The organism is Fibrobacter succinogenes subsp. succinogenes S85, from assembly GCF_000146505.1.
Classification (GTDB): Bacteria; Fibrobacterota; Fibrobacteria; order Fibrobacterales; family Fibrobacteraceae; genus Fibrobacter; species Fibrobacter succinogenes.
The window spans coordinates 1,937,728-1,962,435 of record NC_017448.1; the positions used below are offsets into that span (position 1 = coordinate 1,937,728).

Genomic DNA, 24,708 nt, shown 5'->3' on the forward strand with positions numbered 1-24,708 from the left:
AGAAGTCAAAAATAGACAAATAGTCAACGAAAATCGAGCATAACGAGCTCGGCAGTAAGGACAAAATTTTTAAATTTGGCGCGAAAATCTTATTTGGGAGCAATGTATGAAATCCAAATTACTCTTAACAACATCTATCTTCACGCTTTCCATGCTCTATGGCTGCCTTGACGAGGTAAGCGAAGCAAGCGCCCCGGACTTGTCCGAACTCGCCTGCAAAACAGAACCGCTAGACGACGATAGCGGTCTCAAGATTATCTGCGGCGGTGATTCCGTAGGTGTCGTTTTGAACGGCAAAGACGGAAAAGATGGAGCCGATGGTAAAGATGGCAAAGAAGGCAAATCTGGTGCCGACGGCAAAGACGGATCATCCTGCTACGTCACCGAAAACGCAGAAATCAACGGCTACGACGTGTTCTGCGGCGATGAAAAAATCGGTTCAATCGTGAACGGCAAGGATGGTGCCGACGGTAAAAATGGTGAAAACGGCGCCAACGGTAAGGATGGCGACAAGGGTGACGATGGCAAGGACGGTAAAGACGGAAAAGATGGAACTTCTTGCCGCATCGAAACCAACAAGGATATCAATGGTTACGATGTTATCTGCGGTGACAAGAAAGTTGGTCAGCTCCTTAATGGAAAGGATGGCGAAAACGGCAAGGATGGTAAAGATGGCAACGACGGTTCCTCTTGCTCGGTCGAAGTAAACGATGACATCAACGGTTTCGACGTCGTTTGCGCAGGCAAGAAGGTCGGCGAACTCCGCAACGGTAAGGACGGCCAAGACGGAAAGAATGGTAAAGATGGCAACGACGGTTCCTCTTGCTCGGTCAAAGTAAACGATGATATCGATGGTTACGATGTCGTTTGCGCAGGCAAGAAGGTCGGTGAACTCCGCAACGGTAAGGACGGCCAGGACGGAAAGAATGGCACCGATGGTAAGGATGGAACCTCCTGCACGGTCGAAGTAAACGATGACATCAACGGTTTCGACGTCGTTTGCGCAGGCAAGAAGGTCGGTGAACTCCTTAATGGAAAGGATGGCGAAAACGGCAAGGATGGTAAAGACGGTAACGATGGTTCTTCCTGCAGCGTTGTAGAAAATAAGGATATTAACGGTTTCGATGTCATCTGCGGCGACAAGAAGGTCGGAGAGCTCCTCAACGGAAAGGATGGCGCTGACGGCAAGAACGGTACCGATGGTAAGGATGGCAACGACGGTTCCTCTTGCTCGGTCAAAGTAAACGATGATATCGATGGTTACGATGTCGTTTGCGCAGGCAAGAAGGTCGGTGAACTCCGCAACGGTAAGGACGGCCAGGACGGAAAGAATGGCACCGATGGTAAGGATGGAACTTCCTGCACGGTCGAAGTAAACGATGACATCAACGGTTTCGACGTCGTTTGCGCAGGCAAGAAGGTCGGCGAACTCCGCAATGGTAAGGACGGCCAGGACGGAAAGAATGGCACCGATGGTAAAGATGGAACGTCCTGCTCTGTCGTAAAGAACGAAAAGGTCAATGGATACGAAGTCTACTGCGGTACCGAATTCCTCGGATTCCTCACTAACGGAAAGGATGGCGCTGATGGCAAGAACGGTATCGACGGTAAAGACGGAACTTCTTGCACTGTTGAAGAGAACAAGGAAATCGATGGCTATGACGTCATCTGCGCTGACAAGAAGGTCGGTGAAATTCACAACGGTAAAGACGGTCAAGACGGTAAGAATGGTACCGATGGTAAAGACGGAACGTCCTGCTCTGTCGTAAAGAACGAAAAGGTCAATGGATACGAAGTCTACTGCGGTACCGAATTCCTCGGATTCCTCACTAACGGAAAGGATGGCGCGGATGGCAAGAACGGCATTGACGGTAAGGACGGAACTTCTTGCACTGTTGAAGAGAACAAGGAAATCGATGGTTACGACGTCATCTGCGCAGACAAGAAGGTTGGCGAGCTCCATAACGGTAAGGACGGCCAAGACGGAAAGAACGGCACTGATGGTAAGGACGGAACCTCTTGCCGTGTTGAAGTAAACAAGGATATTGACGGTTACGACGTTATATGCGGCGACAAGAAGGTTGGCGAACTCCGAAACGGCGCTAAGGGCGAAAACGGCAAGGATGGTAAAGACGGTAACGATGGTTCTTCTTGCACGGTCGAAGTAAACGATGACATCAACGGTTTCGACGTCGTTTGCGCAGGCAAGAAGGTCGGCGAACTCCGCAATGGTAAGGACGGCCAGGATGGAAAGAATGGCACCGATGGTAAGGATGGAACTTCCTGCTCTGTCGTAAAGAACGAAAAGGTCAATGGATACGAAGTCTACTGCGGTACCGAATTCCTCGGATTCCTCACTAACGGAAAAGACGGTGCTGATGGCAAGAACGGTATTGATGGTAAGGACGGAACTTCTTGCACTGTTGAAGAGAACAAGGAAATCGACGGATACGATGTCATCTGCGGTGACAAGAAGGTCGGCGAGCTCCGCAACGGTAAGGACGCAGTCCTTCCTTCCTCCAGCAGCATCGCTTCTTCAAGCAGTGCAGCACCTTCTAGCAGCAGCAAGGTTTCCTCTAGCAGTGTCACACCGTCTAGCAGCAGCGTCGCTTCCTCTAGTAGCGTAACGCCCTCAAGCAGCAGCGTAGCCTCCTCTAGCAGCGAAACCCCGTCTAGCTCCAGCGTTGAACAGCTCAGCGAAAAGTGCAAAACGCTCCGCGCCACAACAGACGTATTCAATTCCCTCTACGACGTTCTCGGTTGCACCCGCTCTGATGAAAAGGTCGCCATCATCTTGCGCCACGCCCAACGCGACATCAACAAATACGGCGACGACGATGGCCTCATTGACGTCGGTAGAGCACAGGCAAAGCAAGTCGGCGAAAAACTCAAAAAGCTCAACCTCGACGACTTCTATTACATGTACACCAACGTCAAGCGCACCGCAGAAACCGCACAAATCATCGCCGTGAACAAAGGCGAAAACGTTTCGTCAAACATTAACGACTGGCACAAGCATAGCATCGAAAACCTTACTGAAATCAACCAGAACCTGAAGGAATCCTGGTATGTCAAACCCAATCAAAGTGCAAGCAACTGCAAGGGTAACGCCAGCTGGGGCTGGAGTTCTTATTCCAAAATTGCCTACCAGGAATACGACAACGATAACAACCGTCAAAACTGCGAAAATGCATTCTACCCCATCGCTGACAGAGTTAACGATTTCATCAACACCTACTTCACATACGAACAAATGCACAAGTACACCTTGGCCATTTCGCACGACCAATACCTTGTACCGTTCGTCATTACAATCAGCAACAAACAAATCCACGATGACGTTAAAAATTCCAAATACGATCTCCGCTTCCACAAGCATGATCGCGACATCAATTGGAATCCGGATTTTAACTATTGGATCAACTACCTCACCGGCGTAGTACTCATCGTTGATTCCGACAACAGCGTTATAAAGCTCCCCGTCAAAGCACTAGACGACGGATTCCTGCGCGAATACAAAAATCCATAACAAACAAGCTTCAAAGCCCCCGCCCGGGGGCTTTTTTCGTATTCTACTTTTCCAGTGTTTTTATCAACGAGTCTAAACGAGAAGACAAATGTTTTGCACCGACAAAGCTCAGATGGTCGCAATCATTCGCCATATCATCCGTATAGTCGTGCATCCCAAATTTATTTTCGTCCACCATTATAAAATGCGGATAGACTTGCGCTAAAGAATCAAAATAGGCCGCCGTTTTTAAAGCCTGGCTACGCTTTGTCCCATGCCGCCCAAAGCTGCCCGTATTCGCATACCCAGGAGACTGCGGGTAAACAAGCCCAATAATCTTAAAGCCCTTGTTTTGCGTACTGTCAATAAAGGCCGTCAGGCTATCCACACTATTGTCATAATTTTTCTGCCAACTCGTTTGCATAACAGTATCATACTTAATTTCCGGCTCATCACTCCAACAGTTAGGTTCCAACATCAACAATCCTCTCATATTGACGTAATTCAAGGAGTCGGCTCCTGTATAGCAAACATTAGCATCAACAAAGCGAACAAAAGATTGCGGCAGCCCATTTCTCCAAAAATTATGGTTCCTGTCATAAAAATAACCCGGTGCCTGCCCAAACGCAAATTGCATTCTACTAGCCTTAGAATTGTGCATCAAGTCATACGATATTTCAACAATCAAATACTTTAAATTTTTAGCATGCGGAATAAAATAATTATCCATCAAATAGAGAGCCGCCCAAATATTTCCACCAACGTATCCAAAATTAAGGGCCGATTTTGATATCTGCGTTGGATCAAATCCTCTTTCAGTACGGGATGTTCCTACGGCAATCACTTCTAAAGAATCGCGTTCGTCCCAAAACATGCGCATTTTCAAGCTTGCCGACCTTTCACCGCCCTGATAAATAGGATCCCAATACAAGCCTGCACTATCCAAATCAAGGTCTTTATTTCCAAACGTATTCTTAGGCATCACCCACATATTAGGGTGCCACAAATCTCCGCCTTCAACCAATTCGGTTACACTAGAATCAAGAACATTCACTAGCGCAAGTTTTGCATGTTCTCCTTGAACATTGACAAGCGATACAACAGCCAGATTGTCGCGATTCACCCATTCAGAATGATCAAACGAAAAACCTTTCGGTGCAGGAATTGCTCGTACCATTTTGCCACTGCTATCCGCGACAAGCAAGCGTTCATGCACCCCATATTTATCACTTGCAAAAGCCCTCCCTGTAGAACCGCCAAAATCCAAAAACAATGTCTGATTCAAGCCATCCTTCGAAAGTGACGCATTGCAAGCCTGCTCACCATTATACCATACATCATCTTTTCCATTCACATGCACGCGCAACCTACGCGCTCCCGATACAGCACGGTTCAGGCTTTGCGAAACACCGCTGTGATACGCACCATCCATCAGCTTCTTCGCTTGTCCAAACTTTCCATTTGAGAAAGGAACAATCCATGTCCCGCGAGCCAAGAACTCCGCATCATCGCTATTATCGGATGCATCGTCGACAAACACAATCGAAGTATCGCCACCTTCACTCACATGCCAACGTGGAATCACAGCCTTTTCAACATCAAGCTTTACAAGGCCACCACCATTTGCATCCAAGTTTCTTACATATACCGAAGAGGGGCCATCAACACCTTCCATCCCCGTGCAAAAAGCAACCTTGCTTCCATCAGGCGAAATATCGGGATGAAATACTTGAACCGTATCAAAAATTTCTATAGCACCTGGACTTCTGCCATCATAATCAATATAAACCAAATTGCCGGTCACATTGTTTCTAAAAGCAAGTTTCGAATGGTATGTTCCCACCTTCTCACGAACATCCGACGAGAAAGCCTTCATCTTCATATAATTTGTTGCAACACCATTTTGCTCATCCAGTCCAGTGGCTTCCGGAATTTTTCCAAACACCAAACGAAATCCTATATACCCAGATAACGTTGAAGGGGTTACAGGATAAACATCTCCACGAGTATTCAGATTCATTTCAGAAGGAGCCTGAACCATCATACCCCCCTTGACGACTTTTTCAAGCGAACCAAACCAATCATTCGTCAGTTCAAGAGCGTTACCTGCCAAATCACAAAAGCCAATCGAATCAGGGAACGCACACGGTTCATGGAGTTCAAAATTTGAATTTGTAGAATTCCAACTATACTTTTCAGGATTCCACGACTGCGACGCGGCCATCACCCATTCCGCTTCGGTCGGTAAACGAAAACCTTCTACATCAGAACGAACTTCAAGTCCTTCTAAATTAATGCAATGACCTTTCGCATTAAAAAAGGGCCTATGGTACGCATAAACCGAATCATATCCAAACAACCTGCTATACGCATTTGCAAAAAGGACAACATCATAATAGGACACATTAGTTACAGGCAACTTATCATTTGCACAATCCAATGCAAAGTACCAGTCCTCATCCTTGGCAATTTTATCGAATTCAGAGCATGTCACTTCATGAATTCCTAGCGAGTAAGCGGAAGAAGCACCATTAGGTATAATTCTCATCATTCCTTCACGAAGAGAATCCAACACGATTACAGGAGCAGACTCCGAATCGGCACTCTCAGCCGGATTTTTACGTCCATCTCCATGCGAATCCGAGCATGACGCAAGAGCCACGCATAAAAGGAAACACGCAAACCATCTTTTCATGACTAAATCGCTAAACCGCATACTCACAAAATAACAAAAAACAACGTCCCGCAAGGCGTTGTTTTTTTAAGCTTTAAAATCTCGCGAGTTCTTTAAATTACGGCACCTCGACGCTGTCGAGAATCTTCTGCACGACAGTTTCGGCAGTGACTTCTTCCGCTTCAGCTTCGTAACTCAGAATCACACGGTGGCGGAGCACTTCCATTGCGACAGCCTTCACATCTTCCGGCGTCACGTAGGCACGGCCCTGGATAAACGCATGAGCCTTCGAAGCCTGGGCAAGACCGATAGAAGCACGCGGCGAGGCGCCCACTTCCACAAAGCCCACCAAGTCGCTACGCTTGATGCTACCCGGATCACGCGTTGCCAAGACCAAGTTCACGATGTATTCGCGCACGCGTTCGTCCACATAAACCTGCTTCACGAGCTCACGAGCCTTCAAGATATCTTCCTTCGTTGCAACAGCCTTCGGCTGGCGGAGTCCTGCACCCGAAACAGCATCGAGAATTTTCATTTCGTCGGCCTTGTTCGGGTAGCTAACCTTCACCTTCAAGAGGAAACGGTCCACCTGAGCTTCCGGCAGCGGATACGTACCTTCCTGCTCAATCGGGTTCTGCGTGGCAAGCACCAAGAACGGTTCGTCCAGCTTGAACGTTTCATCGCCAATCGTGATGTGGCGTTCCTGCATGGCTTCGAGCAAAGCGCTCTGTACCTTCGACGGCGCACGGTTAATTTCATCAGCAAGCACGAGGTTCGTAAAGAGCGGGCCCTTGCGCGTTTCGAACTTTGCTTCACGGGCGTTATAAATCGTCGTACCGAGCAAGTCTGCCGGCAGCAAATCAGGAGTAAACTGGATGCGCTTGAAGTCGAGCGAAACAGCATCGGCAAAAGCCTTCACCGCAGTCGTCTTGGCCAAGCCCGGAAGGCCTTCCAAAAGCACGTGGCCATCTGCCAAAATACCCGTCAGAATGCTTTCGACCATTGCCTTCTGACCAATCACCGTATCTTCAACTTCACGTAGCAAGTTCATGCAAAAAGAACTCTGCTGCTTCACCTTTTCCGAAAGTTCCTGAATATCCATTTATTTTACCTCTAAGATTTTCATGCTTTAAGATACTAAAATCTTTGAAAAAAAACAAATGAGATTAGTCGTTAGTCAATAGTCATTAGAAGATTCAACGCAAGGCATAAGGGGGAAGCCTCCCCCTGGCTTCAGCCCCGTCGGGTCTTCCACCACCCCTTCTAGCGGGCGCTCAGACGCCGCCCCGCAACGCCCCAGCATTTACTACCAACCCATAACACTTATCGTCAAAACAAATCTATCCATATTAGAAAACTTCTCGTACTTTTCAGGATAGTTACTATAATCCTTACGTTTATAAGTCAAATCCCGACCATATCGAAATTCCAGACCGAACCGCAAAGTTTCGCGAGGAACAAACGATATATAGCCACCACCACCAATTTCATCATAAAAAATAGGAGTATCATGAGTACAAGCAATTCCCGTATCAAAAGCACAAGCATGTCGTCCATTTCTAGACAAATGTTGCGTCAACCCCATTCGAAAACTATCCCCTATAGGCAACTGTTCAATAAGGGATAATCCACCACCCCATTGAAAATACTTGTGTTCAACTTTTTCCAATTGCCACAGCCATAAATTGCCCCAACCCATGACTCCTAAATAATCAGATACAAACCCAATCTGTAAATAGGGCGTTAAAAAATCTAATCCACCGCCAAATTTAAAATATCCAATACTCCGCTGAATTTCCAGCATTATATCGACGGGAACTTCTCGCTCTACATACGCCCAATCATCATTCACTTCTTTTTTTATTTCCTTGTTAGGCACAAAATCAACACCCAAGCCACCATAAGCCAAATCCCCCAAATATAAAGAACCTGATACGCTTTTTAAAAACGCACCGTCACTCTTTTCCATAAAAGTAGCTGCAGAAGGTGGGTGAATGCTAGAAACACCGCACCCCGCAAGCATCATCGTCACAAACAAAACAAATAAACAAGCCAACCGATTCATCACGTATAAAGCCAATTAAATTTCAAAAAAAACATCAGTGCGATTGCGCATCAAACATCACACTAAAATCAAGATAAAATCGCTTATTATCTGAACCAGGCTCATTTCCATAACGGAATTCTAAAGAATACCCATCATAACTGACATACGCCCCTACACCTAGTTCCCCATAAAATTTCATATAATAATCAAGATTTATTGAGCAACATTCATCCAAAACTCCTGAATAAGAATTGTAAGCAAAAAACTGATGTACGCCCACTTTAATTTTTGAGGTAATGGGGAGCTGTTCAATTATCATAATTCCAAAGGGTCGTTTCCAATTCGTTGAGCTATCAGCATTAAGTACAATAATATCTCCCCACCCCTGAACACCAAAATAATCACTAACAAAACCCAAATTCAAACGAATAAGAGAATGATCTCCCGAACTTAAACCAAATAAAAAATGATCATTTCTAAAAAAGAGCACCCCATCTAGTAAAAAATGCGATTCCTCATATCTGTAAGCTTCCTGAGCACTCTTCTCTTCACGATGCGAATTATCATCGCCCCAAAAGCCTCCACCGCCAACGCCAATACTAATAGAATTCGGTTTGGCACTCATAAAACGCGCTGCTGACGGAGCATGCGAACTGCACCCCGCAAGCATCGCAGCCACAATCAAAACAAGTAAACAAGCCAACCGATTCATCACGTATAAAATAGCTTTAATTCAAAAAGTTTCAACGTAATCTATCAGCAAATTTCAACCACCCATCAGGCGATTTAAACAAGAAGGCGATTCCGCATACTTCGACTACGCTCAGCACAGGCTCCAGCCAGAATGACATTCGGGATGGGCATGACTATGCATAAAAAGACCATATTGCTGACGCCAGCAATATGGTTCACGCTATCATTTTCCCAGCGCCGGGAAAAATGATATTACTTTTTCTTCTTTTGAACATGCAAAAGAGACCCATCAGTCCTTTTCAAACGACGCACCACTTTCTTAACATCTTCACTTGCAGGCAAATTTTCGGGGACAATACCACGATCAAGAAGCATTTTGCGGACAGCGCGATTGTTATCCACATGTTCCTTCTCAATTTTCTTTTGTCCAAAAAGATTTTTTGTTTGAGTTTTGACAGAAGTCATTTCCGCAGCAAGATCCTTAGCCTTGATGCTTACCGTAGGCAAAAAATCCGCTAGCGGGCGACTCGCAGGAACATTATACTTACGCTTTAAGAGATTCGTATCAATGTTGAACAACGCCTGATCGCCCTTGGAACGGATAACGGCAAAACCCTTGCTATCTACGCCTCGTTCAAACAATACTCCCGATAGGACCTTTTCGGTATGCGCAAGTTTCTCCCTCGCCTGCACACGTTCCAATTCATGAATACGGTCTTCAACAATTTCCGCCACACGAGTCTGCACAGCAAAGTAATTCTGCGCAAAAGAAATTTCCGGCTTGCGAGAATCACCATTTTGAGCAATCAAATAACAAGCGTAACGAGTAAGCATATAGTCATCAACTTCACGTACCGCCCCCTTTGCAAGATGGATCATTTTCCCGGCGCCGGGAAAATGATCATCTACAATTTCGCCTGCATTTTTACAGGCTTCCTTCGCCTTTTCAATAGCATTACTAAAACGCTCCCATTTAGTATATCCAAGTAACATACTCAAGTCACGAGCACTCCAACATTCCACCCCTTGGTATTCGCAAGCAATAGCTTGGAACTTTTCGAACAGAGTCTTGATCTCTTCGGACTTCATTATAGCCTCCATGTAATCGTATTATACGACGCCGTTTTTGCGGCAAGTTTATGATTAGAGGCGTTCCTGCAAAATCAAATTATGATTAAAGCAAAAACGCACCTCGCCTTTGTATAGCGAGATGCGCAGTCATTAATGTATCTATATATTAAAAAGTTGGCAAGGGGTTCATAAAAATTTTACATAACCCAACAAAAAACTACCACCCTTGAAAATCAATCATAAACGTATACCGGTTGAAATCGCTTATAATGTTACCGTCAATTTCTTTTTCATCAAAACGATAATACGTTAGATCTCTTCCGAGCCGAAATTCAATACCAACATTTGTTCCTGTTCCAACACCAAATGAAACATATGCACCTCCACCAATTTCATCGTAGAATATAGGCGTGGGTGTAGGAATGCTGAAGCCCAAGTCATATATACCATGAGCTATATTTTCACGACCATTTCTTGATAAATGTTGCGTCAAACCAATGCGAACGCCATTCCCTATCGGCAACTGTTCAATAACAGACACACCGCCCGCACACTGAAAATACTTGTGTTCTACTTTTTCAAATTGCCACAAGCAAAGATTGCTCCAACCCATCACGCCAAAATAATCCGAAACAAACCCCACCTGTATATAAGGTGATAATAAATCAAATCCAAAACCGTATTTAAAATATCCATAGCGTCGCTGAAACGAAACAGCAACTTCTACAGGAGACTCCTCTTCTCTATAGCTGTATTCTTCATTTACTTCTCTTTTCACATACTTTTTAGGAATAAAATCATAAGCCACACCCCCTACTGTAGCAGAAATTGAAGCATCGCGCACAAAGCCATCTCTATCATTTTCCATAAACGCCGAAGCAGAAGGTGGATGAACAAGCATTGTATTACATCCCGTAAGCAAAGTCGCAACAACCAAAACAATTAAGTAAGTCAACCGATTCATCACGTATAAAATAGCTTTAATTCAAAAAGTTTCAACGTAATCCATCGTCAATTTTCAACCACCCATCAGGCGATTCATACAAGAAAGGCGATTCCGTCATACTTTGACTACGCTCAGCACAGGCTCCAGCCGGAATGACATTTGGAATGGGCTTGACAAAATAAAAACAGACCATTTTCCCCACGCCGGAAAAATGGTCTCACTTCTTTTTCACAGCGGGCAATTCCGGGAGCATGGCGTTGAGCAAGCGCACAAGCAAGCCGTTGTCTGCAATTTGCTCTGCGGTGACACGAAGCATCGGCTTTGCACCATCGTAAGGCAACTGCAATTTTGCATTTGGGAGCATCGCTTTTGCGGCGGCCACAGGCTTCACCAGCAAGCGGTCATCGTAAATCCCGCCAAAGATTTTTCCATCAGCGTAAAAGATGTACTCGCCCATCATCTTGCGGGGCGTCACACGCAACTCCCCCTTGAATTGAGCCAAGACATAATCGCGAAACTTTTCAGAACTCGGCATAAAAATCCTTTATTCAATGACGTTTTTGACATTGTAATATAAAAAATTAATTTGTATATTCTTTCTATGCTCAATTATCTATTCCTGTTGCTCGCCATTTTCGCAGAAGCCGCCGGCACCACGTTCCTCAAGATGTCAGAACAATTCACCAAACTTGTTCCTTCCATAGCCTCGCTTATCTGCTATGTCGCCTCGCTTTACCTGCTGAGTCTATGCCTGCGCACCATTCCCATCGGCATTGCATACGCCACCTGGTCCGCCCTCGGAATTGCACTCATCACCTTAAGCGGCATAATCTTTTTCAAGCAAATTCCAGACATAGGCGCCATCGTAGGATTATTCCTGATTATCTCAGGTGTCGCCGTACTGAACCTTTTCTCCAAAATGGATATTCATTAAGAGCAAAAGACTCATGATATCAAACTTCACTGAAGAATATCTCAAGGATTATAAAGAACAAATTCGCAAGTTGCCACTTGACGAGCTTTATGAAGTTTTAGACATCATTGAAAAAGACGATTCTCCAGAACGCCAGAACATCGTCAAAACACGCATCGCAGAAATTGAAGGCGAAGAAGACGAAATAGACGAAACAAACACCAAACATAATTTCGCGCAGTTCGAAACATTTCCAAAGCAACCTATTGAATCAAATCCAGACTTAAACGACTTCCAAATTACAACTCAAGACCCTGAACAAGCTCCCCCCGAAAGCGAAGACCCATCAAATCACGAAATTACACAAGAAGAAATAGACAGCTACAACAATACACAACCCATGCCCGACTCTGACGGATGTGTTTCATTCATTTTATGTATGGCAACCGGGTTTGGTATTGTCCTTTTTACTCTAGTTGGATTTTCAATGGGCGCAAACCGATCTGCAGGCTTTCACGATTTAAAATTAATAACCATTCTGCCATATATCAAATATATCCCTATAGGCGCCATCCTGCTTTTTTGTTTCTTTACAAAAAACAACATAGTCCGAGACTATTGGCTAAACCATCTTAAATTTGCGCTTGGTATTGCGTCAGTTCTCGCCGTAAACGCAATCACTACATTCATCTCAGGGACATACAGTGGCATATACCGCTGTTGCTCAGGAACACCCGCCTACATAATAGCCGCAGGCATTCTCTTTTTTTCGATATTATTTATCCTAAATACATTCTTTACCATCAACAAAAAAATCCGTCCCAAAAACGGGCTTACGCTAATTGCACTCGCCCTAATCCTTGAAACGGCGCTCCGATAACCGTTTTTACAATTTCTTTTTCAGCACCTTCGCACAGGGCTTTTCTACAAGTTCATGTAACGCAATTGCCATAACCGCGCACAACGCGACCGACATTACAATCTGCAATACGTTATTCTGGATATCGCACGCAGCAAACAGCCAGTTCTCAATTTCAGTATTGAAAGTCTGCGCCAAGAAAAACGCATAGCTTGCCGCACTCGCATAACGAAGCACCGCAGAATTATGCAGCCGAGGTGACTTAAGCCCTGCTAGCGTTAAAATCATAAAGGCAAACAGCGGAATCACAATCCAGTCGTAAAGCATGTAATTGCCCACGAAAATATTCAGCCGCACGGCAATTGATATTCCTGCAACTAAAAGCAAAACTTCAACAAGCAAAGCTTTCCAAGTCGCAAGGATTTTCGCAATGCCATCGCGGATTGGCAACGAGCACAAAAGCACGCCAATGAAAAATTCCAGCCCACGGAAAAACGGGTTCGAATAAATCGAGTCCGTCGAAAATGTATGCACGACAAGCGGAGACCAGAACAAAACCGCCGAGCATATTGCAAGCGACATCCACTTCGTGCGAGCCGTCATCTGCTTTACGATTTCTTGCATCAGCGGGAACGCCAAATACGCAAACAGCAGGCAAGAAATAAACCAAGTCCCGCCATTATGGCTCACTGGGAACAGCGTCGAAAACACGCTTTGCAATCCCAAGATTTCAATCGGCAAAAGCACTAGATTCTGGAACACCGATTCCTCCCCCAAGGTCACAACGTACAACACCGCCACGACCAAGTACAAAGGAAAAATTCCGAAAATGCGTTTCAGATAAAAGTTTTTGAGCGCCGGAGCCTGTACAAGCGATTTATCCTTGTACGTCAAGAACAGCACATAACCCGAAAGCATAAAGAACGCTGTCATGAACACGGCGCCCATCGAGACAAATCCCGTCAATGGTCCAAAATTGCTTTCGTGATGGATATTGCAATGGAACAGCAATACCATCACAGCGGCTACAACGCGAAAGAGGTCAAGCCCCGCCGCACGGTGTTGCATTTTGGACTTGTCGATAATCACTAATCTTCTTCCTTGATGCCCATGAGCGTCATGGCAAGTTTCCAGGTTTCCTTGTTTTCAAAGCTGTCGCGCTTGCCGCCGCCGTAGCGGGCGTGCGCAAATTCCTCGAGCAGGGGCTTCCAGCCGTCCAGTTTGCCATCGGCCACAAGAGCATCTAGATTCACCGCGGAGGCGGCGGCAGTTCCTTCGGCAGCACCAAACTGGTGCAGAGCATATTCCTTGCAGATTCCTTCAAGTTCCAAGAGCCATTCGCGGCTATCGGCCACCATCACGCGCTGCTTCAAGACAACCATCTTCTCGCGTAACGCATTCTCAAATGCATTCTTCGCGGCAGTCGCTGCACGCAAATGAGCACGCTTGCGCATGCGCCACAACGCAGCAAGCAGCACACAAACGCCTACCGCACCGCCTGCAATAAACGGCATCGCATTAAACGGCGCATCGACACGTATAGGCACGCTATCGCTACGCAAATCAAGCGACTGCCCCATCGGCGTCGGAATTTCAAAACGCATGGCAGGGATGTTCAAGTTGCCCGTATCCTGCATAACGAGCTTGTAGTTGAACGTGATCTGCGCCATTTCCTTGCCGTCTTTTACCGATCGGCTAGATTCCTGCGACACGCCCAGCTGCAAAATGCCCTTCGCATTTGCTGAACTTGTCGGCACCACGAGAATCGCACTCCCGTTCACGCTCCACGAGACCGTCACCGGGAAAATAATCGTATCGCCTACAGTCGCCGAAAGCGGCACATTTCCAGTAGCACTTCCGGTAGCATTCCCTGCATCACCAGCATTTCCTACGTTTCCAGCTGTAATCGTAATCCCGAGCTGTTCAGCTGTCGGGAGCGCAGGCATACCCGCATCATTTCCCGCGGAATCACCGTCAACAGCACCTGCATCCAAATTGCCCGGAGCATTCAAACAATCCGGTTCTATCGCAAGGACATTCGTCGAATCTTTTTTTGTTGCAACAAGCAACGAATCAGCATTTTTTTCTTGAGTCTCAGCCTTAGCTTTTTTAGCCTTGACAGGCTTCGCAGTCTTAGAATTCACGTTTTTTTCTTTCATACGTAATGAATATACAAAAAAGACGATAATAAAGGGGCTTGCCCAGAACAACAAAAAACTCCCGGAAGGTTCCGGGAGTCGAGACTGTTCGTCTTACATTTTTCGAGGCTCAAGCCTCATTCACTACTAGACTCCAGCCGGGCGAACGAACAGACCGTTCAGCAAGGCGGAATACATCGTGAGCAAGATATCCGAGAAGTAGCTCTGCGTCGTAAGCGAAGGCACCTTTGCGTTCAAGCCCGTCGTGCAGGTAGAAAGCCATGTTGCATTGCCTGCAATACCCGTAGCGCACCAAGCACCGTACCACTGCGACGGAACAACCGTATTGCTCGTGTAGTCAGCACCGACAGCCAAATTCCAAGAGTAGTTGACGGCAAGAGCCATGTTATTCGGGTCACCGCTAGCCTTCTTCGAAATGAAGGAATTCAAAGTGGAGAGTACTGCGAGAGCGCGAGCATCCTGGTACCAGTAGTAGTCCCAAGCGATACGCCACGGAATACGCACAGATTCCTTGTTGAACTGCCAGTAGGTCGTGTTTGCAGAACCGTTAGCAGGCTTGATTGCATTGCCAGCGCCATCGCTCCAGTCCGGGAACACGCCCGTACCAGCATTCTGGACCTGCTGCATGTAAGCATACATTGCATTCAAGACACCCGTCCAGTTATGAGCAACGTCCACGATTGCAAAGAGACGGAGTGCCACCGGAGAGAAGTAGCTCAGGTTGTAAACCGGATTTGCGCCCTTCCACATATCTTCGTCACCAGAGTAGATGAGCAAGTTAGTCGGGTTCACTTCGGCATCCCAAATGGCATTGATCAAGCTCATAGCGTCTTGCAAGTACAAGGCGTTACCCGACTTGAAATACATAAGGATCAAAGCCGTCGCGATATCTTCATCGGCGTCTGTAGCACTGGAGTTATCGACTTCGGTCCAGTGGAACGACTGGGTGATCCACGGCATAAGCTTTCTGTTGGAATATTCCCTAAAAGCTCTGCTGTAATTCCACAAGCGGAGGAACGTGTCATCATCACCATTGAAGTAAGCCAAAAGCATACCGTAACCGATACCTTCCGACACCGTGCAAGCACGGGTCTTCATGTTCGGGACCGTAGTGGTGTTATCAGAGCAGTAGCTCTTGTAATAACCCGTCTGGCTAGACCAAACGACACGGCCCGCCGGCATATACACAGCCGGGAACACAACGTTGAATTCCGTTGCGAGGGTCGGATACGTGATCATTTCCTGTTCTTCGGTCGTGAAGTGGAAGCTCTTCCACAATGCATAATGGTTCACGGCATAAGCAGGATTTGCAGTCGTGGCGAGCGGAGCATAAGTTCCAGTCGGGGTCGGAGTCGGCGTTGCAGAACTTGCCGGAGCCGGTGCAGAAGAAGTCGGAGCCGGAGTAGAGCTCGTCGGGAGCGGAGTATAAACAGAAGAGGAGCTCAACGTCGGGAAGATAACCGCAGAGCTCGGGGTCGGATTATTCGGAGCGCTCGGTGCGGCATCGTCACCGCAGGCGCCAAAGAAAAATGCTGAGCCCACCAAAACAGGCAACAGGATTTTTTTGCAAACCATAAAAGCCTCTCATTAAATATCCCCAAAGCGGGGCTGGTAAATGCCAAAGTAATATATATAAATATAGCTTTTAAGGAAAGGCTGCAAGCAAAAATCAAGTTTACTTGTGAGCACAAACACGAGCTTCAACATGCAGAAAAAGGCCGCTTGTGCGACCCTTATTAAAAGATTTTTTGAATTTTAAATCACTTCAGCACGATTTTATCTACGAAGTTGACAGACTTGCCGGTCACCTGGACCATGTACACACCCACATTGAGAGAAGAAAGATCTAGCGTAGAACCATTGTCAATGGAAGCCTTGACTACAACCTGCCCACGGATGTTCCTAACCTCGACCGAAGCGGCTGAATTTACGCCGGAAATCCCAAGATTACGCCCCAAGAGGGTCGCCTTGGCATTGGATGGTCCTCGAACGGAATTAATCGCATCAGGAAAAATAGGACCACAACAGCCACAGCTTTTCGGGCAAGATCCATCGTACGGACCGATACCGCAGATGTTAAAGTCATACGTCCCCGGCTGAGCCTGCATCTTGAATTTCACCGAAACAAGCTGTTTTGCAGCCTCCTCACCTGAAATTTTCGTAGTTCCCTTGTACCAGGACGGCTGCGAAAAGCCAGACCAAGGAATAGCCTTGGATGCAGCAGCAGCGGCCGCCTTCGAAAGAGGAGCAGCCGGATTTGCGTAACCAATTGTAGCGTCAAACTCGCCGAGACCGAGTTCGAGAGACGGAGCAACTGAAGAAGTATAAGTAATGCAGAGGCCGCCCCAAGCAGAAGCATCACCTGGAACCGGATTACCAGAAGCGTCTTCACCAACGACGTTGAAACCAATACCGACAAAAGGATTATAGGTCAAAATGCCTTTATCGAGGACCGCAGAACCACAGATACCACCGCAGTGTTCAATAACAGGATCCATCGAACCGTCATAAGCATTATAGGAGTCAGACTCAACCGGCCATACAACCTTCGAAGTACCACCATCGTCATTGTCATTATAACTGTACCAATACCCATGAGTATTGCTTTCATTACCAAGGCCCGTTTGAACCTGAGATTCCCCGTACCCACCATACCACGTTTCAAACTCACCTGCGAATACGGCAGAAACAACGAGCAACGCCGAAGCAGCAAAAATCTTCTTGTTCATAACAATCCTCCTAGTCACAAGCACTCACAAACTAATATAGATTTTTTGACATTACCTCAGCACGATTTTGTCTACGAAGTTGACAGACTTGCCGATCACATGGACCATGTACACGCCCACATTGAGAGAAGAAAGGTCAAGCGTAGAGCCATTGTCAATGGAACCCTTGGCGACCACCTGCCCCTGGATGTTCTTGACCTCGACTGTGGCAGCAGAATTTACGCCAAAAATACCGAGATTACGCCCCCAAAGTATCGCCTTGGCATTGGATGGACCACGAGATGAATTAATCGCTAAATAATATTTATCAGGATTATCATATCCAAAAGCAACATTGTAACCAGGAGGACACGCACCACCACAACACATCGGGCAAGTTCCATCGTACGGGCCGATAGCGCAAATGTGAAGTCATACATCCCCGGCTGAGCCTGCATCTTGAATTTCACCGAAACAAGCTGTTTAGCGGCTTCTTCACCTGAAATTTTAGTAGTCCCCTTGTACCAAGACGGCTGCGTAAAGCCAGACCAAGGAATAACCTTATGAGCAACTCCAACAGCAGCCCTCGGAAGAGAAAACGACGGATTTGCATAACCGATTGTGGCGTCAAAGTCGCCAAGGCCGAGTTCAAGAGACGGAGCCGCCGAAGCAGAATAAGTGATACAGATGCCGCCCCAAGCAGAAGCATCACCAGCAACTGGATTACCAGAAGCGTCTTCACCAGCCACGTTGAAGCCGATACCGGCGAACGGATTATAGGTCAAAGCGCCTTTAGAAAGAGCTGCCGTACCACAGATACCGCCACAGTGTTCAATAACGGGGTCCAAGGCATCAGCAAATTGACTATTACCTATTTCGATCGACCCCGGCCATATAATCTTAGATTCTCCCCCATCCTCATGATCATCGTAACTGAACCAGTACCCTTGAGTTTTGGTTTCGTTTTCAAGGCCAGTCTGAATCTGATAATCATCGCCATACCAGGTTTTAAACTCACCTGCAAACGCGGCAGAGACCGACAAAAGCGCCGTAGCAGCCACAAAACTCTTATTCATAGAACACTCTCTCCTTACTCTATTGAATATAACATTTTATCAAACAAAAGAATAAGAAAATATGGATCCTATCACCTTCGGCTCCAGGATGACAAGGGCGAAAATAGCAGTGCTTAAAATACAGAAAAGGGCCGCTTGCGCGACCCTTCTCTAAAGATTCTTAGGAATCCGAAATTACTTCAGAACAATCTTGTTGGTGAAGTTGACGGACTTGCCAGCAACGCGAACCATGTAGACACCTGCATCGAGAGAAGCGAGGTTCATAGCAGAGGAAGCGTCACCCTTGGCGACAACCTGACCCTGGAGGTTCATGATTTCTGCGTTAGCAGCAGACTTCACACCAGAGAAGCTGAGGGTACGGCCAGTGAGGATAGCCTTAGCAGAGGAAGCACCGCGAACAGCCTTGATGGAAGCATTACAAGAAGTCGGGCAGGTGCCACCAGCGTACGGACCGATAGCGCAGATGTTGAAGTCATAGTTACCAGCAGCAGCCTGGATCTTGAACTTAACAGCAACGAGCTGTGCAGCAGCGTCAGTACCGCTCATCTTTGTGGCACCCTTGTACCAAGACGGCTGAGTAAAGCCAGACCACGGAATAGACTTCGTTGCAGCAGCAGAAGCAGCCTTAGCGAGGGAAGCAGCCGGGTTTGCGTAACCGATGGTTGCGTCAACGTCGCCGAGACCGAGTTCAAGAGTCGGAGCAGCAGCGGAAGTATAAGTAATGCAGAGGCCACCCCAAGCAGAAGCGTCACCCGGCACCGGATCACCAGAAGCGCCTTCGCCGACGACGTTGAAGCCGATACCGACGAACGGGTTATAAGTCAAGGAACCCTTAGCGAGAGCTGCAGTACCGCAGATACCGCCGCAGTGTTCAACAACCGGGTCCATAGCGGTAGCAGAGTATTCGTTACCGAGTTCGACCGGCCAAACAACCTTGGATTCACCACCGTCACCGTCGTCGCCGTAGCTGAACCAGTAACCGTAGGTGTTCGTGTCGTTACCAATGCCAGTTTCAACCTGCGGAGCATCGCCCAGCCAGGTGTCAAATGCAAAAGCAGCAGAGGCAGCGAGAATTGCCGAAGCAATTGTGAGTTTCTTATTCATAATTCTCTCTCTTTTTTTAACTGTTTACCCAAATTGGGTGATTTGGACAACAATATATTTTTTTTTCTTCCAAAATGCCATACCTACAGCCGTTTGAAAAAAAAATTTACATAACTGTTTGCAAACCGCCCTTTCCTTGATAATATACCACTTTGGCGACGTTCAAAGTACATACAAATTTGTTTACAAAATACTTCTGTGTTGTCCGTCACATGAAAGAGGAACGCAATTTTTTTATTACGATAGAAATCCTTGACTCCTGCGAGCAGAAAGCTACATTATATATAAATATACTTGCCATCCCGACAGGGCCTTGCGCAAAGCGGGATCCCACGTTGCAAGGGTGGCAAAAAACGGGGTAAAGGTGTACAACAGGCACAAAGCCAACAGCCTTGTGTTCAATAGTAAACAAAAAATTAGCCTAAATTGTTTACTATCTTCGATTTAATTAGATAATTTTTGTCAAAACAAAAGGAAAACACTCATGAAATTGACAAAGCTTCTGACAAGCATCTTGGCAGGCGCGGCAATATCCGCCTTTGCAGCCGATGCATCGACAGCAACCCCCAAGAAAGTTGGGCCGGTCTCTTATTATGGCGCTCTCCATACAAGCGGCAGTAAGATCATTGGCGCCAAGAACAACCAGCAGGTCATGCTCCGCGGTGTGAGCCTTTTCTGGTCCGACGCAACGGGTCTTTCTTACTATAACCCAACCGTCATTTCATGGGTTGTAGACAATCTCAAAATTGACGTGTTCCGCTATGCCATGGGTATTGAATACTACGACTCCAATGGCGGCACCAAGAACAAGCTGGACGATCAGGTTTCTTATACGAAGTCCCCGGAAGGCCAGCTCTCCACCATCGACAGAATGGTCCAGGCTGCTATCGAAAACGACGTCTATATCGTCATCGACTGGCATAGCCACAGAGCTCACCTCGAAACAAACCTCGCCAAGGACTTCTTCGCCAAGATTTCCCAGAAATACAAAGATGTCCCGAACATCATCTACGAAATCTACAACGAACCGGTCAGCGGTAGCGGTGGCGACTGGGGTGCCATCAAGAACTACGCCAACTCCGTCGTGCCGGCTATCCGTACCAACACGCAAAACTTGATCATCGTCGGTACGCCGAACTGGTCCCAGCATCCGGAACAGGGCGCAAGAGACCCGATCCAATCCACGAACATTGCTTACGTTTTGCACTTCTACGCCTCCAGCCACTCCAAGGGTAGCTTCGGCGGTTACGTCTCTAGCGCACTCAGCGCCGGTTATCCGGTGTTCATCTCTGAATGGGGTACCACCAACGCTGACGGTGACGGCGAACCGAACTCCAGCGCAACAAACGAATGGACTCAGTTCATGGACCAGAACATGATTCCGAACTGCAACTGGAGCTTGCGTCAGCAGACTTCCGATGTGGACCAGAAGAGTGAAAAGTCCGCCATCTTCGCTGGCGACAAGTCCCTCATCACGGCCGCAGCCCTCGATGCAGCAACTTTCACCTCCTCGGGTAATATCATCAAGAGCTACCTCACCAAGAACGCACGTTCCTGGGCAGACTCCCTCGTCAAGGGCAAGAGCGGCAGCTGCTCCTTCAAGGCTACAACAGCCAAGCAGACTGACGGCAAGATTTCTGGAGTCCTCAAGTCCGGTTGTACTTACACCTCCAGCAACGAAAAGGTTGCTTCCGCTTCTGGCAGCGACATCGTCGTGGGCGACTATGGTTTCGCCATCCTCACTGGTAATGACGGTTCTCAGTCTATCGTGACGGTCAAGCAAGTTGCAGGCCAGACCATCACGAACCTCTCTGATATCACTTGCAATTTCTCCGGTAGCTGCACGGCCGCCTCCAAGAACGGCATGTCTCGCGACTTTGACGGTGACGGTACCAAGGACTACCTCCTCACCATGGACGACAAGACCAATGAAGGCTCCAAGTTCACCCTCACTTCTCTTGACCCGACAACCGTTTCTGTAAGCAAGAACAAGTGCACTAACGCCAACTGCTCCAACTCTCAGAAGAATCAGCAAGTTTGGATGTTGCACTTCCACAAGTACGGCACAGCCAAGGTCGTTGCATCTGCACCGGCAATTACAGGCTTCCGCGCCATGCAGGACACCTTCGAAATCACTTACAAGAAGGGTTCCTACAACATGAACAACAAGTTCAAGGATCAGACCATCGCTCTTGGCGGAACCACTACAGAAGGATTCCCGGATGCATTGCTCGGCAACGCCGTTACCTACACGTTCAACGGCCAGCCCACCACGCCTTACTTGACCAAGGTCGGCAACGCCTTCGTCGGTGGCGCCCAGAACGCAATCTTCGCTATTACGGCCCACATTGCAGAAACTGCCGACTACGAAGAATTCGAAAGAACTGTAACGGTTATCGTTGGCGACGCAGGCACGGCAGTCAACTTGGCCGAATGGATTGCATACACCAACCCGATCGACGCCATCAAGCCGGCTAACAAGATTGTAAACAGCTTCAACGCCCGCATGGACGGTTCGATGCTCCAGTTCACGACCAAGAACACTGGCCTCGTGAAAGTTGACATCTATGACGCTCTCGGCGCAAGCGTGAAGCAGATGTCCGAAGTCTACGGCAAGGGCAGCCACGCTATCGACCTCAAGGGTCTCCCGAACGGCTCCTACACGCTCGTTGTCCGCCAGGGCAGCCAGAAGGCCTCCATCCGCTGGGTGAACAAGTAATTAAATAATGGCGGGCTCCGCCCGCAAAACAAATGTGAAAAACTCCAGCCACTGGCTGGAGTTTTTTTTTCATGCGAAATTTTTGAAAAGAATTTCCGCTGAAATTAGTCCTTAAAGACGAATGCGTAACCGAGAACGACCTTTTCCGTTGTCGAGAAATTGTAGTAGCGTTTGATCTTAATCGTAAGCGGACTAGACGAAGGTGCTACGAATTCAACAAGTTCAAACGGGTTGTACAGCGAGTTCGAAATTGCGATGCTTGTGGGCATAGTCCGTGACGTCTGACTTCTTCAAGATATTCTAATTTATTAAAAACGCTGGCTTTTATTTTTCCATTCCATACAAAAAGAAAAACCGCAGCGGTTGTTGCGGCTTTTCGAATTGCACAAAAGGCGCCCCCGGAACGGCGTCCGGGGTGACATTTGCATTACTTCTTAGAACGATGGCTGTTCTTGATCCATTCAGTCTTGTGGACTTCCGGAATGTCATCAAGCAAGCGGAGCGTATGCGGTTCGTTCGTGTTGTCGAGCACTTCAGCAGGAGTACCCTGGTTCACGATCTTACCGTCGTGCATGATGAAGATACGGTCAGAAACGTAGTTTGCAAGACCGATATCGTGGGTCACGAACACCACGGTCATCTTCAGCTCGTCTTTCAACTTGCGGAGGTAATCGAGGATGTTTGCACGAACGCAGGCGTCCACCATGGAGGTTGCTTCGTCAGCAATGAGGACCTTCGGACGGAGCGCGAAGATACGGGCGAGAAGCATACGCTGCATCTGACCACCAGAGAGTTCGAACGGATACTTACCTTCGATATCTGCCGGAGCGACGTTAACGGCCTTGAGACCTTCGTCAACGCGGCGACGTACTTCTTCCTTGGACGGCTTGTCCTTGAGGATGTTGAGAGCGTCTTCGAGCTGGCTACGGATTGTGAAGAACTGGTTAAAGCAGCCAAACGGGTCCTGGAAAACGGACTGGACTTCGTTCCAGTGGTCCTTCAGGTTCTTGATCGGCTTGTCGCGATAGAGGAACTGACCGCGAGTCGGCTGGTAAAGGCCGAGCATGATCTTAGCAAGCACGGACTTACCGCAACCAGAACCACCCACGATGGAGATGAATTCTTCGTCATAGATGTCAAAGGAAACATCCTTAACAGCAGTCTTCAAGCTCTTGCCGGCACCGAAATCCTTGCTGATGCGCTTGGCAGAAAAAACAATGGGCTTATCACTTTGCATAATCGCACCTCACGTCACGATCGCCGACAATGCGGAGATTCTGGGTATTCTTCTTGCAGTCCGGGCATGCCTTGCTGCAACGCGGAGCGAAGCGGCAGCCCACAATCTTGTTCTTGAGGCTAGGAGGAGCACCTTCGATAGCCACCGGATGACGGCCACGCTGGCTTGCCTCGGTACTGAGCATAGCGCCCATCAAAGCCTGCGTATACGGATGACGCGGGTCCTTGACGACCTGTTCTGCAGTACCCTTTTCCACGATTTCGCCTGCATACATAATGGCGATGTTGTCTGCCACGTGGTAGAGGAGCGGAAGTTCGTGGGTAATGAAGATCATCGATTGGAAGATGCCCTTGTCGAGCAAGTCGAAGATCATCTTGATCACTTCCTTCTGCGTGGAAACGTCCAAAGCAGAAGTCGGTTCGTCAGCAATCACCATCTTCGGGAGAAGAATCGTAGAGATTGCAATCACGCAACGCTGGCGTTCACCTGCAGTAAGGTTGATCGGGAAGGAATTGAGCACGCGCTTGGTATCCATACCGATACGGTCGAAGTGAGCATAGACACGATCGTAGATCTGCTTAGCATCAAGCTTCTCACCCGGCTTCAAGTGAGCCTTGAGCACGTCGGCGGCGATATCCTTGATCTTGCGAACCGGGTTCAATGCGTTGAATGCGCCCTGCGGAATCATGGAGACCTGCTGAGCGAGGACATTCGCGCGAACATCTTCGATGCTGCGGTTCATGAGGGATTCCATCTTGTCGCCGTTCTTGACGCGAACGTCACCCGTTTCCGGGTAAAGCGGCGGGATGCACATGCCCATGAGACCAGAAACGAGCGTAGACTTACCGCAACCAGATTCACCGGCGATACCGAGAATTTCCCCCTGCTTCATGGAGAAGGACACGTCTGTAACAGCGTGAGTCTTGTCTCCAAAACGGCCGAGGTAATAAAGACCCAAGTGGTCAACTTCAAAAACATTTTCAGACATTTTTTA

General features: G+C 47.6%; 21 protein-coding genes. 4 read left to right on the plus strand and 17 right to left on the minus strand.

Features of this window, described 5'->3' with window-relative positions:
- The first annotated feature begins 106 nt into the window (after positions 1-106).
- Positions 107-3,529: a histidine phosphatase family protein gene (locus tag FSU_RS07910; RefSeq protein ID WP_014545929.1), complete on the plus strand. Its 3,423-nt coding sequence runs from the start codon at positions 107-109 to the stop codon at positions 3,527-3,529.
- Positions 3,530-3,572: 43 nt separating this feature from the next.
- Here the strand turns inward: FSU_RS07910 and FSU_RS07915 are convergent, their stop codons facing one another.
- The 7 genes from FSU_RS07915 to FSU_RS07945 form a co-directional block, all read right to left on the minus strand.
- Entirely contained in the window at positions 3,573-6,203 is a 2,631-nt protein-coding gene (locus FSU_RS07915; protein WP_244263592.1) for a TIGR02171 family lipoprotein, read from the minus strand.
- 97 nt (positions 6,204-6,300) lie between these two features.
- Complete coding sequence (locus FSU_RS07920; RefSeq protein WP_014545931.1) at positions 6,301-7,284, minus strand: AAA family ATPase; 984 nt, start codon at positions 7,282-7,284, stop codon at positions 6,301-6,303.
- A 204-nt stretch (positions 7,285-7,488) separates the two neighbouring features.
- On the minus strand, positions 7,489-8,247 hold the full coding sequence (locus tag FSU_RS07925) for a hypothetical protein (protein WP_015731947.1): 759 nt from the start codon (positions 8,245-8,247) through the stop codon (positions 7,489-7,491).
- A gap of 34 nt (positions 8,248-8,281) precedes the next feature.
- Positions 8,282-8,941: a hypothetical protein gene (locus tag FSU_RS07930; RefSeq protein WP_041917833.1), complete on the minus strand. Its 660-nt coding sequence runs from the start codon at positions 8,939-8,941 to the stop codon at positions 8,282-8,284.
- Positions 8,942-9,174: 233 nt separating this feature from the next.
- A complete protein-coding gene (gene dinD, locus FSU_RS07935) occupies positions 9,175-10,011 on the minus strand; it encodes a DNA damage-inducible protein D (RefSeq protein ID WP_014545934.1) in 837 nt (278 codons plus the stop codon).
- Between the two features lie 199 nt (positions 10,012-10,210).
- Positions 10,211-10,957: a hypothetical protein gene (locus tag FSU_RS07940; protein WP_041260099.1), complete on the minus strand. Its 747-nt coding sequence runs from the start codon at positions 10,955-10,957 to the stop codon at positions 10,211-10,213.
- Positions 10,958-11,156: 199 nt separating this feature from the next.
- Positions 11,157-11,474, minus strand: a complete 318-nt coding sequence (locus FSU_RS07945; RefSeq protein ID WP_014545936.1) for a TfoX/Sxy family protein — start codon at positions 11,472-11,474, stop codon at positions 11,157-11,159.
- Positions 11,475-11,540: 66 nt separating this feature from the next.
- On the opposite strand from FSU_RS07945, the gene FSU_RS07950 reads away from it, so the two are divergent.
- The gene (locus FSU_RS07950; protein ID WP_014545937.1) at positions 11,541-11,873 is read left to right on the plus strand and encodes a DMT family transporter; all 333 of its coding nucleotides are present in this window, start codon (positions 11,541-11,543) and stop codon (positions 11,871-11,873) included.
- A 13-nt stretch (positions 11,874-11,886) separates the two neighbouring features.
- Positions 11,887-12,732: a hypothetical protein gene (locus FSU_RS07955; protein WP_014545938.1), complete on the plus strand. Its 846-nt coding sequence runs from the start codon at positions 11,887-11,889 to the stop codon at positions 12,730-12,732.
- A 6-nt stretch (positions 12,733-12,738) separates the two neighbouring features.
- Here the strand turns inward: FSU_RS07955 and FSU_RS07960 are convergent, their stop codons facing one another.
- From FSU_RS07960 to FSU_RS07985, 7 genes are all read right to left on the minus strand, one after another.
- Positions 12,739-13,800 carry an acyltransferase family protein gene (locus tag FSU_RS07960; RefSeq protein WP_014545939.1) on the minus strand — a complete coding sequence of 354 codons (1,062 nt, stop codon included), beginning with the start codon at positions 13,798-13,800 and terminating at the stop codon, positions 12,739-12,741.
- Positions 13,800-14,870: a protein BatD gene (locus FSU_RS07965; protein ID WP_015731950.1), complete on the minus strand. Its 1,071-nt coding sequence runs from the start codon at positions 14,868-14,870 to the stop codon at positions 13,800-13,802. Before FSU_RS07965 ends, FSU_RS07960 begins: the two co-directional genes overlap by 1 nt.
- A gap of 126 nt (positions 14,871-14,996) precedes the next feature.
- Complete coding sequence (locus tag FSU_RS07970) at positions 14,997-16,445, minus strand: glycosyl hydrolase family 8 (protein WP_015731951.1); 1,449 nt, start codon at positions 16,443-16,445, stop codon at positions 14,997-14,999.
- A gap of 185 nt (positions 16,446-16,630) precedes the next feature.
- Positions 16,631-17,599, minus strand: coding sequence for a T9SS type A sorting domain-containing protein (locus tag FSU_RS07975; RefSeq protein ID WP_014545941.1), 969 nt, complete (start codon positions 17,597-17,599; stop codon positions 16,631-16,633).
- A 51-nt stretch (positions 17,600-17,650) separates the two neighbouring features.
- Positions 17,651-17,968: a T9SS type A sorting domain-containing protein gene (locus tag FSU_RS16550; RefSeq protein ID WP_244263593.1), complete on the minus strand. Its 318-nt coding sequence runs from the start codon at positions 17,966-17,968 to the stop codon at positions 17,651-17,653.
- On the minus strand, positions 17,893-18,654 hold the full coding sequence (locus tag FSU_RS07980) for a hypothetical protein (protein ID WP_014545942.1): 762 nt from the start codon (positions 18,652-18,654) through the stop codon (positions 17,893-17,895). Before FSU_RS07980 ends, FSU_RS16550 begins: the two co-directional genes overlap by 76 nt.
- Before the next feature lie 174 nt (positions 18,655-18,828).
- Positions 18,829-19,758: a T9SS type A sorting domain-containing protein gene (locus tag FSU_RS07985; RefSeq protein WP_014545943.1), complete on the minus strand. Its 930-nt coding sequence runs from the start codon at positions 19,756-19,758 to the stop codon at positions 18,829-18,831.
- Between the two features lie 484 nt (positions 19,759-20,242).
- Here FSU_RS07985 and FSU_RS07990 point away from each other — a divergent pair, with 484 nt between their 5' ends.
- Positions 20,243-22,477 (plus strand): cellulase family glycosylhydrolase, encoded by a 2,235-nt coding sequence (locus tag FSU_RS07990; RefSeq protein ID WP_014545944.1) that lies wholly within the window; start codon positions 20,243-20,245, stop codon positions 22,475-22,477.
- Between the two features lie 104 nt (positions 22,478-22,581).
- Here the strand turns inward: FSU_RS07990 and FSU_RS16310 are convergent, their stop codons facing one another.
- The 3 genes from FSU_RS16310 to FSU_RS08000 all read right to left on the minus strand — a co-directional run bounded on the left by FSU_RS16310 (position 22,582) and on the right by FSU_RS08000 (position 24,702).
- Positions 22,582-22,746, minus strand: a complete 165-nt coding sequence (locus tag FSU_RS16310; protein ID WP_015731954.1) for a hypothetical protein — start codon at positions 22,744-22,746, stop codon at positions 22,582-22,584.
- A gap of 158 nt (positions 22,747-22,904) precedes the next feature.
- Complete coding sequence (locus FSU_RS07995; RefSeq protein WP_014545945.1) at positions 22,905-23,714, minus strand: ABC transporter ATP-binding protein; 810 nt, start codon at positions 23,712-23,714, stop codon at positions 22,905-22,907.
- Entirely contained in the window at positions 23,704-24,702 is a 999-nt protein-coding gene (locus FSU_RS08000; protein ID WP_014545946.1) for an ABC transporter ATP-binding protein, read from the minus strand. The genes FSU_RS07995 and FSU_RS08000 overlap by 11 nt, the downstream gene beginning before the upstream one ends.
- Positions 24,703-24,708: the final 6 nt, after the last annotated feature.